Consider the following 14,349-nt stretch of genomic DNA (forward strand, 5'->3'; position numbering starts at 1 on the left):
TCGATGCCGCCACGTATCCAAACCAGGTGCGCGCGGTGGGCACCTTGCCGGTCTTTGCCTTGATGCCGGCGACGAACTCCTCGACATGGGGCACGCCAGGCTGACGCCACCACCACTCGAAGACCCAGGTACCGATGCGCGCTTCGGGTGGCAGTCCCTCGAGCACCTCGAGCTCCTGCTGAGCGCCCGCGATATGGAACCTCTTATCGAGGCCGAATTGCACGGCCTGCTTCAGTGAGTTCACCGCATCGTCGCCGGCGGTCAGGAAGATGATGACATCCGGACCTGCCGCTTGGGCCTTGATGAGATAGGACGAGAAATCGGCGGTCCCGAGCGGAACAACGTCTTCGCCGACCTTTGAGCCGCCCAACTTCGCGGCAGCCTTTTCAAGGCCCGCTTGAAGCGTATGGCCAAAGGCGTAGTCGGGTGTGATGTAGTACCATTTTTTGCCGGCGGTCTTGATAAGCGTGCCGGCGACGGCATTCGCCTCCATCTGGGTCGTGTTGCACACGCGGAAGACGTTCCAGTGACAATCGCTACCCGTCACTGCATCCGTGTGGCCGCCGGTGACGATGTGAAACGTCTTGAGCTCGTTCGAGACCTGGCCGAGAGCGAGAGCCATGGCGGAGTTCACGTTGCCGAGCAAAAAGTCGACCTTGTCTCGCTCGATGAGCTTCCGGGCCTTCTGCACGGCAGTACCCACGTCCCCGCTCGTCGAGTCCTCGACGAGAAGGCTGACCTGGCGGCCGAGAATGCCGCCCTTGGCATTTATCTGGCCGATTGCATACTCGCAGCCGATCTGCTCGTTCTTGCCGAGAGCCGCGTAAACCCCGGTAAGCGGGTCGTTGAAGCCGATCTTTATCGGCTCCTCGCCGCGCGCCTGGATGATGAAGGGGCTCGCAACCTGAGCGGCACCGAGCACCAGCCCCGCCTTGATCAGCGTCCTGCGCTTCATGCCGAAGGTATATGGCGTCATTCGCATGCGTCTCACTCCCTATGGCTCTAGAGTCCGTCCGGAATGGGGCGCTTGGCCGTGCTACCCTAATCCTCGGGGCTTCTTCGTTCGTTCCGTCGATCCGGCAAACTGCACTTGCCGACGCCGCGAGACCCTATCACATGGCGCATAGCTGGCAAGCCAGTTCCGTATGTCACAAAAACTGTTGAAAAGAGCCTTCTAAACTACTTTCCGGCGACGACGAAGACGCGCTTGAAGGGAAAAAGCGTCCTTCCATCGGGTTCGGGCGGATAACCGACGCGAACGCGCGCCCGATATTCGGCCTCAAAGGCGCTGCGTGCGCCCGCCTCGAGTGCGTCGAGGTAGGGGCGAAGGGCGGTAGCGCGGGTCCACGTGACGACGGGATCTTGCCCGCTTAGGACTTGGAGATACTCGATTTCCCAGACGTCGAGCGTCCGAGCATGCGGCGCCAGCATGCGATGGTAGCTCTCGGGCGAGCGGACCGGCTCCGGCCGAACGAGAGGGGCAAGCCGCTCGCGCCAAGGCCCATTCTCGATCGTTTCGCGGATGGCGACATGAGAGGGTGCAGAGAAATTGCGCGGCATTTGAATGGCGAGCGCGCCGCCGGGCGCCACCTGGTCGAGAAGGTGCGGGAAGAGCCGCTCGTGGTCGTCGAGCCATTGAAGGGCGGCATTGGAGAAGATCAGGTCGACCGGTGCGTCGGCGCGCCATGCCGCGATGTCGCCAAGCACCCACTTGAAGCGCGGATAGTCCTGCCCGGCGCGCTCGAGCATGCTCGGCGCGTTGTCGACGCCGACGATTTCGGCGCTGGGCCAACGTGCAGCAAGGTGCGGCTCGACATTACCCGGCCCGCACCCAAGATCGACGATTCGTCGCACGCCATCGAGGGGGATCCGGGCGATGAGATCGAGGGCCGGCCGCAGGCGGTGGTCGTCGAAGGTGAGGTATAGTTCCGGATTCCAGCTCATCGAATGACCCCCTCGCCATGATGGAAAGCAACATTCGCTTGTCGCCACGCAAATCTATAGCGGATCAGGTGCTGCCGTAATCCTAAGCCTCTGTCGCAGTACCCATGAAAGACGGGGATGGACTCGACGCCGCGCATAATCGGTCGCCATCCGGCACCCGAAGGCTATTGCGCGCGCCCGCGGGCGGGCGCAATTAGAATGCCGTGCGAAGCATCCTGATCGTGCGGGCGGGTGCGGTGGGCGACGCTGTGCTCACGCTGCCGCTTCTGGAGACCTTCGTCGGGGCCGAACCCGCACGCATCGGCGTGCTTGGCGCACCGTCGTCCTGGGCCTTCCTCGCGCCGGGCCGCATCGAACTCCTGGACATCGCCGGCCGCGAATGGCTTGGCCTTTTCGCCGACGGCACATCCCTCGCTCCCAATGCGCAAGCGGCGGCGCGCGGGTTCGACACAGCAATCGTGCTCCTCGGCAAAGAGCGCGCGCGTGTCGAGAGAGCCTTGCGCACCCTCGGTATCGCGGCGCTCGCGGCAGCCACGCCGGCGACCAAAGACGAGGTTGCGAGCGAATCGGCGCCGGTAGAAAATCTCACTGAGTGGCACTGGCCACCGGGACCTGCGCATGCGGCGAGTCGGCTCCTTCGTTCGCTCCGTCATCTCGAGGGTGGCGATACGCAATCCGCATGGCCGGCCACCCAAAGGACCCTCGAAGAAAGCCCGCACTTGCGCATCGAACGGGCCGAGGTGGAGCGCGTCTTCCACGATCTCGATTTGGCGCCAATTTCGCCGCCGGGCATCCTGGCGATTCATCCCGGGAGTGGCGGTGCGGCAAAGCGATGGCCGGCGGTACGATTCGTCGAACTCGCCCTCGCGGCCGAGAAACGGTGCGGCGTGGCGCCCATATTCATCGCCGGCGCTGCCGATGCGGAAGTTTGGCGTCAAGTGCGCACTGCACTGCCGCGAGGATATCGCCCACGTGTGTTGCTCGATCGCCCGATTCGCGAGGTGCTCGCGCTTCTTTCCCTCGCGCGCGCCTACGTCGGCAATGATTCCGGCATTACCCATCTCGCGGCGCGAGCGTGCCCGACGTTAGCCCTCTTCGGTCCAACCGATCCGGCGGTCTGGCACCCGGTCGGACGGCGTGTCGCCACTCTCCGCGCGTCGCGTGGCCGCCTCGAAAATCTCCCTCTCGAGACGGTACTCGAAGGACTTTCCCGACTCCTCGATTAAACGCGATGAGGAAGTGCCGCCTACGAGACCCGTGCCGCGTTCGATTCTTGGACGGGGAGCATGAGGGATCGGGGTGCGATCGCGCCGGGCGCGCCACCCGCGAATGACACCCCTTAGAGTATTTGTGAAAGGAACTCGCGCGTGCGCGCCTCGCGCGGATTGGCGAAGAACTCATCGGGCGGCGCATGCTCGACGATCACCCCGTGGTCCGTGAAGTACATGTGGTCGCCGACCTCACGCGCAAAACCCATCTCGTGAGTGACGAGAATACATGTCATGCCGTCCTCGGCCAGCTCCCGTATGGTGACAAGCACCTCCTTGACGGTTTCTGGGTCGAGGGCTGCCGTTACCTCGTCGAACAGCATGATCTCCGGGCGCATTGCGAGCGCGCGCGCGATCGCAACGCGCTGCTGTTGCCCGCCGGAAAGTTCGCCCGGATAGGAATCCGCCTTGTTCTCGAGTCGGACTTTCTTGAGAAGCGCGCGTGCACGCGTTTCGACTTCCGTTTTGTTTTCCCTGAGGACGTGGATCGGCGCCATCATTACGTTTTGGAGTGCCGTCTTGTGAGGGAAGAGATTGTATTGCTGAAACACCATCGACACCTCGCGCCGCAAGGCGAGAAGCTCCTTGTCTTTTTTGAGATTGTGCACTTCATAGTCGGCAACGCGGATGGTGCCCTTATCGACGGCGACCAGGGCGTTGATGCAGCGCAGCAACGTCGATTTACCCGATCCCGATGGGCCGATGATGCACACGACCTCCCCCTTGCTCACGTCCATCGATACGCCTTTGAGGACCTCGAAGTTACCGAACGATTTGTGGACGTCTCGGATGCTGACGATCGGCGGGCCCTGCTGTGGCGTCATCTCCTATTCCCTCACATGTTGACCGCGAACTTTCGCTCAAGACGCACCGTCCAGCGCGCGATCGGGTAGCAATAGAGAAAGAACCAAATCAGGATATAGCTATAGAACGGCAGGATCAGCTCGGGCCGATTGTTCTCGGCGGCAAGGATGTCTCCGGTGAGCGTCATCACTTCGCTCACGCCGACGATCGAGGCGAGCACCGTATCCATGGCAAGGATCGCGTAAAGATTCATCCAAGGCGGCAGCATACGCTTCACGCACTGGGGCAGGATGATCATCCAGATCGTTTGCCGCCGCGTGAACGCGAGCGAGCCAGCGCTCTCCCATTGTCCAGTCGGGATCGATTGGATGGCGCCGCGCACGATCTCCGAGACGTTCGCCATGACGGGCAGTGCCAGGCCGAACGTCGCCTTGATCCAATCGGGCAGCGGAATCGTGACGCCCAAAATCCGCACCTGGAACGGCAGCAAGAGCATGCAAAAGAAAAGAAGGACGAGCCATGGCGCATTTCGGAAGAAATGCGTGATGAACCTAGCGGTCCCTCTAACGGATGCGAGGAGCGAGATTTGCGCAAGGCCCAGGAAAACGCCAGCCGCTGTGCCGAACGCCATGGCAAGGACGCTGATCAAAAGATTGAATAAAAAGCCGCCGAAGAGGACCGGTGTCCACTTCAATAGCGTGGCCACGATCGAGGGATGCGTCGCCGCGTTTTGCGCTTCAGCCACACCGGCTGCGAGTATAAAGACGACGACCAGGAAGATGCCATGCTGGAGCTTGAGCTGTGGGAGGATGAAGCCGAAGCCCCGCTCCGCCGCGGCCCGGCCCGCGGCGCGCGCCGCGGCGGGCAGCAGCACGGGCAAATCGGTCCCTTGTGGAATGGCCGCCGTGAACGGCAAGTGCCGCCCGGACCCCTTCAGCGCCCGGCTCATGATCTTAGCCCCGCGGCCGCACCGAATCCGGGTACGCGCATCGCTTTCTCCCAGCGGTGCATGACGAACACCAGGACGCCGACCAAGGCGACATAGCAGATAAGAAGCGTGATCATCATCTCCGGCACGTTCACTTCGTCGGACCAGATTTGGCTCGAGACCCAAAGCATCTCCGGCACCGAAATCGCATACGCAAGCGAGGTCGCCTTGACCAGGTTCACGAGGTTGTTGTTGAGGCCGGGCAGGCAGATCCTGAACGCGAGCGGCAGGACCACGTGAATGTAGGCGCGAATCCGCGTGTAGCCGAGTGCGGACGCGGCCTCGATGGTCGCCCGGGGTACTGCCTCGATTCCGGAACGGAAAATCTCGACGTTGAATGCACCCGCATAAAATGAGAGCGATAGGACCGCCCAGGCGAAGTTGCTCACGAGCGGTGCTGCAACCCCGCCCACGGCCGAACCCTTTATCAGCGCGCCGACGCCGAAATAGAAGAAATAGAGCTGCACAAGCGGCGGGGTATTACGGAAGAATTGTATGTACCAGTAGACGATGAGGCGCGGCACCTTGAGCTTCGAGCCTTGCAACCAGGCGCCGATCACGCCGATGAGCAAGCTGAAGACGATGCACGTCGCGGCCAACTCGACCGTGGTCAAAAACCCTTCGGCGAAGCGATGCCGATCGAACGGATCGTAGAAGATCGTAAGGTTGATGCCCGTGCGGTCGTGCAGCCAGGCAAACCATTTCCAAAATGCCTGCAAGCGACAGCCCCCCAAAGCCTCCGCGCAAGCCGCCCTCTCACGATCCAAAGATCGCAGCGGCTTCTCGGTCACCGGCCGCCTTATTTAATCAAATCCAGCGTTCCCCGTCGGGCGCCTCGCAGCGTCGCCGGGACGCTGATGTCTTGTTTTAAGTGGCGGCCAGTCGGGGCCACATCCTCGGCGCCGACTTTTCGGTTATCGCGCTGTTCTTTCCCAGTCCCTGTTTTCTTGGCGCACACAGTGCGCAACGCTCATTTGAACTTGTCGTGCATTTCCACGGCAAAGGCCGAATTGGGCACGCCCCATTTCTTCTCGAGCTCGAGGATCAGCCCGCTCTTGTGCCAATCCTTGATGGTGGCCGACATGAAGTCGGCGAACTTCGTCTCGCCGAGCTTGACGGCAAGGCCCCATGGCTGCGCAAGGATCGACTTGAGCGGTACTTCGTAGTCCTTCCAATCGGGGTCGAGGACTTGGCCATAAAGGGCGGTGTCGTCGTAGGCCACACCGACGCAGTTCCCGGCCTTGAGTGCGGCATAGGCTTCGGCGGTACCTTTGAAGGCGACGGGTTCGATCCCGTAAGTCTCCTGAAGCTCTTTGTTGTAGAACGATCCCTGAATGAGACAGACGGACTTGCCCTTGAGCTGGCTCCAATCGGTCAAGTGCGCCGACTTCGGCGCGAGCAGGTTGGTGCCCGAAGCGTAGTAGTCGGGATCGACGATCAGGACGACCTTTCGCCGCTCCGGCGTATCGGTCATCGTGGCGATCATGACGTCGATCTTGCCTTGCTCCAGGAACTGCATTCGGTTCGATGCAACCACCGGCACCAGCTCGAGCTTGACGCCGAGACGTTTGGCGATGTCCGCCGCGAGATCGGGCTCGAGACCTACGATTGCGCCTGAGGGATCGCGGTAGCCGTATGGGCGATAGTCGGCCTTGACGCCGACCGTGAGCGTTCCTCTCTGCTTGATGTCGTCAAGGGCGTCTGCTTTTGCGGCAGCCGCACCCAAACCGAGCGTTGCGGCCAGTGCGAGCAGAATTGTGGTCCGTACAGTTTTCTTCATTTCCTCCTCCACACAGCTTTCGCCGCGGCGGCGAAAGGTCGTTCGCCTCGAAGCCCGATTGCTCTCGTCACGCGCGGCGCCGCAAAGCATTCGCCGGTTGCCACCCGGCGCCGACGGTTGCGTCGTTGCGGCAACGGCAAGGTAAACTAAAGGGCCTTGGGGGTCGAGACCGGCGTCCGCCTGCGATTGACGCTCGCCACCTCGAGAGCGTCCTGCAATATCTCCATCGCCCGGTCGATTTGGTCGAGCCGGGTCGTAGCCGGCGGCACGAAGCGCAGCACGCTGCCATTTCGGCGCAGGCTGAAGATGAGACCGCCTTCGAAGCACATCTTGTGGATCAGCCTGCCCGCCTCGCTCGCAGGCTCCTTCGTTTGCCGGTCTCGCACGAGTTCGACACCGGTGAGCTGTCCGCGGCCCCGCACGTCGCCGATGAGCTCATAACGTTGCTGAAGTGCCTCGAGGCGTTCACGCATCGCGACCCCAATCGCGTGCGCCTTGGCCGGCACGTCATCTTTCTCGATCACATCGATGCTCGCGATGCCGGCTGCGCAAATGAGCGGGTCGTTCGAGTGCGAATGAGTAGCGACAAATCCTGATCGGATAACCTTCTCCTCGATCGCAGCCGAGGTCGTCACCGCACTGATACCGACACCGCCACCGAAATGCTTGGCGATTGTCACGATGTCCGGCACCACACCGTCGCGCTCGAAACCGAACATCGCACCGAGCTTGCCGAGCCCCGTCTGTTCCTCGTCGACGATCAGAAGCATCCCGCGCGCGCGACAGATTTCCGCGAGCACCTTGAGCCATCCCGGGGGCGGCTCTACCACGCCGCCCGCACTGAAGAGCGGTTCCGTGATGACGGCGGCGGGCTGGCCTGTCGCCTGCGCGTCGAGCAGCTCGAAGCTCGTCCTCAGGCACGCGAATTCACAGGCGGGAAATGTCTGCGCCAGGGGACAGCGATAACAATAGGGTGCGACAATCGCATGCGTGCCGGGCATGAGCGGCCCATGACCCGCATGCCAACCGGCGTAAGTGACGGACCGCGTCGCTTCCGAAAGACCGTGAAAGCTCAAGTGAGGGCTCGCGATCTCGTAGCCGCCCGTCGCCTTTCGGGCGATTGTCATGGCAAGTTCGTTGGCGTCCGAGCCGGACTCGCCGAAGACGCTCTTCTCCAAGGGGGCGGGCATGATTTGCCCGATACGGTAGGCGAGTTCGATTTCCTTCACGTTGTAGTGGCTCGAATGAGCGTGGATCATCGTGTCGCACGCCTCTTTGATCGCCGCCACGACCGTGGGGTGATTGTGGCCGAGGGCCGCGCACATTTGACCCGAATTGAAATCGAGATAGTTCTTGCCGTTGACGTCGGTGACGACCGAGTCCTTGGCGGACGCGAAGACCGGGCCTTCGGCGGTCTTCTTGTCCATCCTCGCGCGGAAACTGTAGCGCTGGGCCTTGGCAAGAAGCTCCCGCTCGTCGTTGCTTCGCTCCACAACCATCGTCCGGCCCTCCTCTGATGCCTCAAGCTAATGCGGAAACGGTCGGATTGTCGACTCGGCGCCGCGATTTCCGACGCTGACAGGTCTCAGCGATTCGACCGATTCTGAGGAGCGGAAATGGTGACAGGCGCTGTGGGTCTAAACCGTCGTCACGCGCCGATAGAGGCTTTCATTAGCGAGGGCTCGCTCCGCAACCAACTTGGCGTTGGCGGGATTTGCCCAATCGCTCAGTCGAAAATGGCGCGATCCCTCCCGGTCGAGCTGTTCTTCCACAACGCGCCAGATCCTCGGAAAGGTTCCAACCCTCTTGTAGCAATGGCCGATTTCGACCCGCGGTGCAGTACTTCCACCCGACCGTTCGTAACTCTTCAAGGACGACCCTTCGCGCATCGCACACACCTTACGCATCGTCGAAGAGGATAGTCCCGCGCGCAGCGGCCGTGACCCGTCGCCGTGCTTCTTTGCCGATCGTCATGGCCCCCTGAACGTAGATCGCAACACCGCCTCGCGACAACGCCGAAACAGTCGCCACCAGCCCGTCGGCGGTGAGATCGCCTGCGAACAGAATGACCTCGCCGTTCTTCATGGTATCGTTGGTCTCCCGCCACGCCATTGTCGAACCACCGACCGACCTCTATCCGCCTTTGAGCGAATATTTTTCGCCTACGGCACACCGAATACCAAAGTTGAAACACCAACCAGATTGAGAAGCGCGATCAGGGCCAATCCCGTTACCGCGCCGATCACGAAAGTTTCCCATGCGAGCCGCATAGCACTTCCTCCGGCTACGCGACCGGCCTCGCTGACACCATTGCCAAATCTTGCGAAGCCCGTTGCCGCGTAATAGCCACGAATTTCCGGAGCAATGATCGTGCCACGCCGGCATATCCGGTTAGGCTATGCCAAGACCGGATTTGAAGGGTTCCGGGTACGCAGGCCAAGCGCGCCGAAGGAAGATTTTTTCGTTAACCATGTCCGCCCTTCCCCCCGCAGGGCGTGAAAGGGACGGCACTCGAATAATTGATTCGGGCTTCGGCGCGGCCCGCAAAGCGGCAGGGCCGAGGCCGGCTCCACGGTATGCGTTCAGGCGGGAAGCTCGCCCTCGCGCTTGAGCATTTCAATGGAATGTTCGAAGGCGGCCCTGGTTGCCGCGACGTCTTCGGGGCCATGGCTTGCCGAGACCACTCCGCCAATACGGCCGGTTACGTCGACGCCGTTGACCAGCATGGCGAGGCGCAGCTTGTTCGCGAGGTCGGTCGGCAGCGCCTTGAGTTCATCGTAGCTCACGGAGTAAGGGTCGAATTTTCCCGGAGATATCGCGCGACCTTTCGGGTTCATGAAGAGATGAAAGCCCGAGTAGGTCCCATATACCGCCCATGGCACGCCTTGACGCTCGAGTACCTCGTTGATCTCGCTTCGTATATTTGCGGCGGTGTCGTTGGCGCGTGTGCAAGCATCGCTCGTGCCGATGACTTCGAGTGCGGCGACACCGGCCGCGGCGGAGACAGGGTTCGCATTGTAGGTTCCGGGATGCTGGATTTTCTCCTGCCCTTGCCGGCGAGTCGCTGCGAAGTCGAGGCGATCGAGAATTTCCTTTCGCCCTGCGACGGCAGCACCCGGCAGCCCACCGGCGACGATCTTCGCGAAACTCGAAAGGTCCGGCCTCACGCCGAATGCGGCCTGAGCCCCGCCGGACGACACACGAAAGCCGGTGACCACTTCATCGAAGATGAGAACCACCCCATGCTTTTCAGTAAGGTCGCGAAGCTCCCGCACGAATTCGGGCCGCATCGGAACCAAACCGAACGACCCGCCGGTAGGCTCAAGAATGACCGCCGCGATATCGTCGTTTCCGGTGAGGCACGCACGCACCGCCTCAATGTCCCAAGGATCGAGCAGCATCACCTTGCCGGCGACCCCTTCCAGCACGCCTGGCGTCGCCGAGCCATCGAAATGGGACGCATAGCCCGATGTCATGTGGTCGTGCCAGCCGTGGAAATGCGTCTTGAAACGGACAAGCGTGTCGCGAGCCGTGAAAGCGCGAGCGAGGCGCACGGCCATCAGCGTTGCTTCCGTGCCCGAAGAGGTAAAGCGCACGCGCTCGGCCGAAGGCACCAGGCGTTGGATCGCTTCCGCCCATCGCACTTCCGCCTCGTGATTGGCGCCGAAATGCGTCCCCTTTTCGAGCGCCTGCCGCGTCGCCTCGATGACCTTCGGGTGGTTGTGCCCGAGGAGTAGCGCGCCATGGCCGCCGAAATAATCGACATAGCGATTGCCGTCGATGTCCCATTTGTGCGGCCCCTCTGCGCGATCGACGTAGATGCCGTAGGGCTCGACATAGCGCGCATCATGGGCGATACCACTCGGCAACAGCTCACTCGCTCGCTTTGCAAGCGTCGCCGAGCCCGGCGTCTTTTCCTTGTAAGACGCGACGATTCGCGAGTTGGTCAATCCAGAGTCCGCCATCTCATTCCTCCCGAAGCAACGCCCTTGCCAGTGTTCGGCGAACCGTCCCGCTCGACTAATAGCCGAGCTCGGTGTCGACCACGTTCCGCAGCGCTCGCCCTGCGCGGAACCGCTTCAGATTGTCGAAGAAGATATCGAGGCAACGGGCGACATAGACGCTCTCGTCGTCGACCGCGCAATGGGGACTGACGATCAGGTTCGGAACCGACCACATCGGTGAGTTGGGCGGCAGCGGCTCTTCGTAGAAAACGTCGAGGACAGCACCGGAAAGCTCTGCGTTGCGCAACTTCTCGACCAGCGCATCGTAGTCGACCACGCGCGCACGGCCGACGTTCGCGATGCCGGCGTGGCGCGGCAGGAGGTCGAGTTCGGCGCGTCCCAGCATGCCGCGCGTCTCGGGCGTGTGGGGCAACGTGACGACCACGAAATCGGCCTCAGGCAGGACTTTCCGCAGTTGCTTCGGCGTGAAGGTGCGGTCGAAGTGGCGGTGCGGTCGGCCGGAGCGGCTGACGCCAAGGACGCGCATGCCGAAGCGCTTGGCAAGCCGCGCCGTCTCCCCCCCGATGCTGCCCGTGCCCAAAACGATGACGGTCTTGCCCGCGACGGGCGTCGTGTAAATCTGCGTCCAACGGGCGGCCTTCTGGTTCGTGACGAAGGCAGGCACGCGGCTGTTGAGCATGAGGATCGCGGTCATGCCGTATTCCCCGCCCCGCGGCGCATGCACGCCGCTCGCGTTCGTCAGGGTAACGCCCGACGGTATATACGGAGCCAATTTCTCGACCCCGGCACTCGTCGACTGGACCCATTGGAGCCTGGGGGCGCGAGCGCGCAAGTTCGAAATGTCGAAATAGCCGACTGCCACGAGCACGTCGGCGTCCGCAACGCCCGCGTCGAATTTCGCGGGGTCGAACCCATAGCTCACCTTGAGGCCCGACAAGACGCCCGGAAAGCGCTTCGCCCCTTCACGAAAGCGCGCCTCGGTGACAAGCTGGGATTCGTCGGTCGCGGGATCGTGTTCCACATGCACGCGGAGCGGCCGATCCTGACGCGTGCGAATTTGCGGCCGGGCGGTCTTGGACGCCCCAGTCTTGGACGTCCCGGCCTTGGACCGGGCAGAAGTGCCACCTTTGACCCGGCTCTTTTTTGCGCCCGGCTTGCCGGGTACGATTTTGCGAGTGCCCGCCATGCTATCCACCCCATCGATTGCACGCCCGAGCCGGAGAAGGACCCCGGGAGTGGCGCGCACGTTAGAACGGTTTCGCCCGCAAGAGCTAGCCCACAAACGCGATGGCCTCGATCTCGACGAGCATTTCGGGATCGGCCAGCCTTGCCTCCACCGTCGTCCGCGACGGCGGGTCGGTCGGGAACACCTTGCGAAATTCCTCGTTCATGTCCTGGAAATAACGCTTGTCCGAAAGGTAGACCGTGCATTTGAGAACGTCTTGCGGCTTCGCCCCGCCCTTCGCAAGAACCGAGAGGACGTTACTCAGTGTCTGCCGGGTTTGGGCGTGGATGTCGCCCACGCCAACGACTTTCCCAGCGGCGTCCCAGGCGACTTGTCCCGCGGTGAAAATGAAGCCGCCCGCTTTCGTGCCGGGCGAATAGGGATAGCTCGGCCGCGGCTGGAAGGCGAGATTGTCTGGCGTCAGCACTTCCTTTGGCATCGTCGGCGATCCTCCGTCCTTTGGGGCGTCCTTGGACTTCTCATCTCACCAGGTATTTTTCGATCACGGCGGGATCGGGTTCGACACCGAGCCCCGGGGCCGTGGGCAAATATGCGTAGCCGCCCTTGATCTTCACCGGGTCCCTGGCGAGCTTGCGCGAAATCTCACTGGGCTCGACGCAATACTCCATCACGAGCGCGTTGGGAATGGCGCAGAGGAAATGTAGCGACGCGGCGGTGTTGATGTCGGTGGTGAAGTTGTGGTTGCACACTTTGCGGCCCAGGCGATGGGCGAGATCGGCGATCTTCATGGCTTGCGTGAAGCCGCAGCGCGTCAGGTCTACCTGTACGACGTCGATGCCGCCCTCCTCGATGAGGCGTGCGAAGCCGACGACGGTGCATTCTTCCTCCCCGGCGGCGATCTTTTGACTGCAGGCGGCCGAAACCTTTGCATAGCCCTGATAATCGTCGGGATGAAGCGGTTCCTCTATCCAGAAGAGGTTGTAGTCGGTGAAGAGCTCGGCACGCTGGATCGTCGTCTTCGCGTCCCACACGAGGCCGACGTCGAGCATCAGGTCGTTGTCGTCGCCGATTGCCTTGCGGATCGCATCGAGAAAGCGGCAATCGGTCTTAGGGTCGCGCCCGAACGGCTCCCAGCCGAATTTGACCGCACTATGCCCGGTGTCGATTGCGCGCTTGGCGCGCTCCGCAGTCGCTTCCGGCGTGAACTGGAACATGTTCGACGAATAAACCCGCATCCGCTCGCGCAAGGCGCCGCCGAGAAGCTGGCAAACCGGCTTCTCGAGGACCTTGCCCTTGATGTCCCATAAGGCGAGGTCGACGCCGGCCATCGCCTGGATCACGGCACCCTGGCGTCCGTAGTAAAGCGTGCTCTGGTACATCTTGTCCCAGAGTCGCGCCGTATCCATCGGATCTTCGCCGACCAGGAGCGACTTCAAGCCGGTCACAAGCGTATGGGAGTAGGGCGCCTCGATGATCGCCTTCGCGACCCAGGGGCAGCCGTCGACCTCGCCCCAACCGACGATTCCCGCGTCGGTGCTGACCCTCACCAGGAGTGCATCCTGGGAGCTATCGGTGCGTTTCTGGATTTCGGGAAGCCTCAGATAAATGGCCTCGACGTCGGTGATTTTCATTTCCCTATTCTCCCTGACAGTCGCCTCTTGCGGCGATTGCATCGCCACCTCGGCGGATGCACCGCACGGCACCCGGAATCATCGATGAGCCACGGCGATGTCGCGGTGCGATGACAGACGTCGGCGCGCCCGAGCGCGCGCGAAAGCGATATGCGTCAAGCGCCACCGATTCCCGGCCGCGTGTGAAGAAGCTCCGACTCCGCCGCGGCGATGCTCTCGCCGAGGATTTTGATCATCGCATCGACCTCATCGGCGGTCACAACGAGTGGTGGTGCGAATGCTGCGAAGTCGTTGCCGCATCTGAGGAGGAGACCCCGTTTGCGCGCTTGCCGTTCGACCGCTTTTCCGGGCCTGACCGCGAGCGGGAAGCGTTCGTGCGTATCGCGATTCTTGACGAATTCGACACCTTGCAATAGCCCAGCACCGCGCACATCGCCGATGATCGTAGAGCGCTCCGCCAGGCGGAGGAGCCCTTGACGTAAGCGCTCGCCCTGCCGGCGCGCATTGCCGACAAGGTCCTTTTCAATCAGTTGCGTCAGTGCTGCGATTCCCGCGGCACAGGCGACCGGATTGCCCGCGTAGGTATGGCCGTGGTGGAACTGGACGTTTTCCTCCTCCTCGCCATAGAAGGCCGACGCAATGCGATCGCGGATGAGTATCGCGGCGAGCGGTGCGTACCCCCCGCTCATCCCCTTGCCACAGCAAGTGATGTCGGGGATCGCCTTGAAATACTCGGACCCGAACATGGTGCCGAGGCGTCCGAATCCGGTGATGATCTCGTCA

At 62.2% G+C, this 14,349-nt stretch carries 15 protein-coding genes; 1 reads left to right on the forward strand and 14 read right to left on the reverse strand.

Features of this window, described 5'->3' with window-relative positions; genetic code table 11:
- On the reverse strand, window positions 1-982 hold a 982-nt coding region (locus VEJ16_08995), incomplete at its 3' end, for an ABC transporter substrate-binding protein (GenBank protein ID HYB09793.1).
- 197 nt (window positions 983-1,179) lie between these two features.
- A complete protein-coding gene (locus tag VEJ16_09000; protein ID HYB09794.1) occupies window positions 1,180-1,944 on the reverse strand; it encodes a methyltransferase domain-containing protein in 765 nt (254 codons plus the stop codon).
- A 203-nt stretch (window positions 1,945-2,147) separates the two neighbouring features.
- Here VEJ16_09000 and VEJ16_09005 point away from each other — a divergent pair, with 203 nt between their 5' ends.
- Window positions 2,148-3,170: a glycosyltransferase family 9 protein gene (locus tag VEJ16_09005; protein HYB09795.1), complete on the forward strand. Its 1,023-nt coding sequence runs from the start codon at window positions 2,148-2,150 to the stop codon at window positions 3,168-3,170.
- A 113-nt stretch (window positions 3,171-3,283) separates the two neighbouring features.
- On the opposite strand, the gene VEJ16_09010 is transcribed toward VEJ16_09005, so the two are convergent.
- The 12 genes from VEJ16_09010 to VEJ16_09065 all read right to left on the reverse strand — a co-directional run.
- Window positions 3,284-4,036, reverse strand: a complete 753-nt coding sequence (locus tag VEJ16_09010; protein ID HYB09796.1) for an amino acid ABC transporter ATP-binding protein — start codon at window positions 4,034-4,036, stop codon at window positions 3,284-3,286.
- Window positions 4,037-4,047: 11 nt separating this feature from the next.
- Entirely contained in the window at window positions 4,048-4,965 is a 918-nt protein-coding gene (locus tag VEJ16_09015) for an amino acid ABC transporter permease (protein ID HYB09797.1), read from the reverse strand.
- The gene (locus VEJ16_09020) at window positions 4,962-5,723 is read right to left on the reverse strand and encodes an amino acid ABC transporter permease (protein HYB09798.1); all 762 of its coding nucleotides are present in this window, start codon (window positions 5,721-5,723) and stop codon (window positions 4,962-4,964) included. Before VEJ16_09020 ends, VEJ16_09015 begins: the two co-directional genes overlap by 4 nt.
- Before the next feature lie 251 nt (window positions 5,724-5,974).
- Complete coding sequence (locus VEJ16_09025; protein ID HYB09799.1) at window positions 5,975-6,784, reverse strand: transporter substrate-binding domain-containing protein; 810 nt, start codon at window positions 6,782-6,784, stop codon at window positions 5,975-5,977.
- A 146-nt stretch (window positions 6,785-6,930) separates the two neighbouring features.
- A complete protein-coding gene (locus tag VEJ16_09030; GenBank protein HYB09800.1) occupies window positions 6,931-8,283 on the reverse strand; it encodes an aspartate aminotransferase family protein in 1,353 nt (450 codons plus the stop codon).
- A gap of 138 nt (window positions 8,284-8,421) precedes the next feature.
- Entirely contained in the window at window positions 8,422-8,655 is a 234-nt protein-coding gene (locus VEJ16_09035; GenBank protein ID HYB09801.1) for a hypothetical protein, read from the reverse strand.
- A gap of 28 nt (window positions 8,656-8,683) precedes the next feature.
- Complete coding sequence (locus tag VEJ16_09040; protein ID HYB09802.1) at window positions 8,684-8,869, reverse strand: hypothetical protein; 186 nt, start codon at window positions 8,867-8,869, stop codon at window positions 8,684-8,686.
- A 497-nt stretch (window positions 8,870-9,366) separates the two neighbouring features.
- Window positions 9,367-10,749: an aspartate aminotransferase family protein gene (locus VEJ16_09045; protein ID HYB09803.1), complete on the reverse strand. Its 1,383-nt coding sequence runs from the start codon at window positions 10,747-10,749 to the stop codon at window positions 9,367-9,369.
- A gap of 55 nt (window positions 10,750-10,804) precedes the next feature.
- Window positions 10,805-11,935 (reverse strand): D-2-hydroxyacid dehydrogenase, encoded by a 1,131-nt coding sequence (locus VEJ16_09050; GenBank protein ID HYB09804.1) that lies wholly within the window; start codon window positions 11,933-11,935, stop codon window positions 10,805-10,807.
- Between the two features lie 85 nt (window positions 11,936-12,020).
- Window positions 12,021-12,413 carry a RidA family protein gene (locus VEJ16_09055; GenBank protein HYB09805.1) on the reverse strand — a complete coding sequence of 131 codons (393 nt, stop codon included), beginning with the start codon at window positions 12,411-12,413 and terminating at the stop codon, window positions 12,021-12,023.
- Between the two features lie 40 nt (window positions 12,414-12,453).
- Complete coding sequence (locus tag VEJ16_09060) at window positions 12,454-13,566, reverse strand: mandelate racemase/muconate lactonizing enzyme family protein (protein HYB09806.1); 1,113 nt, start codon at window positions 13,564-13,566, stop codon at window positions 12,454-12,456.
- Between the two features lie 155 nt (window positions 13,567-13,721).
- A partial coding sequence (locus VEJ16_09065) for an aminotransferase class III-fold pyridoxal phosphate-dependent enzyme (GenBank protein HYB09807.1) occupies window positions 13,722-14,349 on the reverse strand: 628 nt, incomplete at its 5' end.

It is taken from the genome of Alphaproteobacteria bacterium, assembly GCA_035625915.1.
Classification (GTDB): domain Bacteria; phylum Pseudomonadota; class Alphaproteobacteria; order JACZXZ01; family JACZXZ01; genus DATDHA01.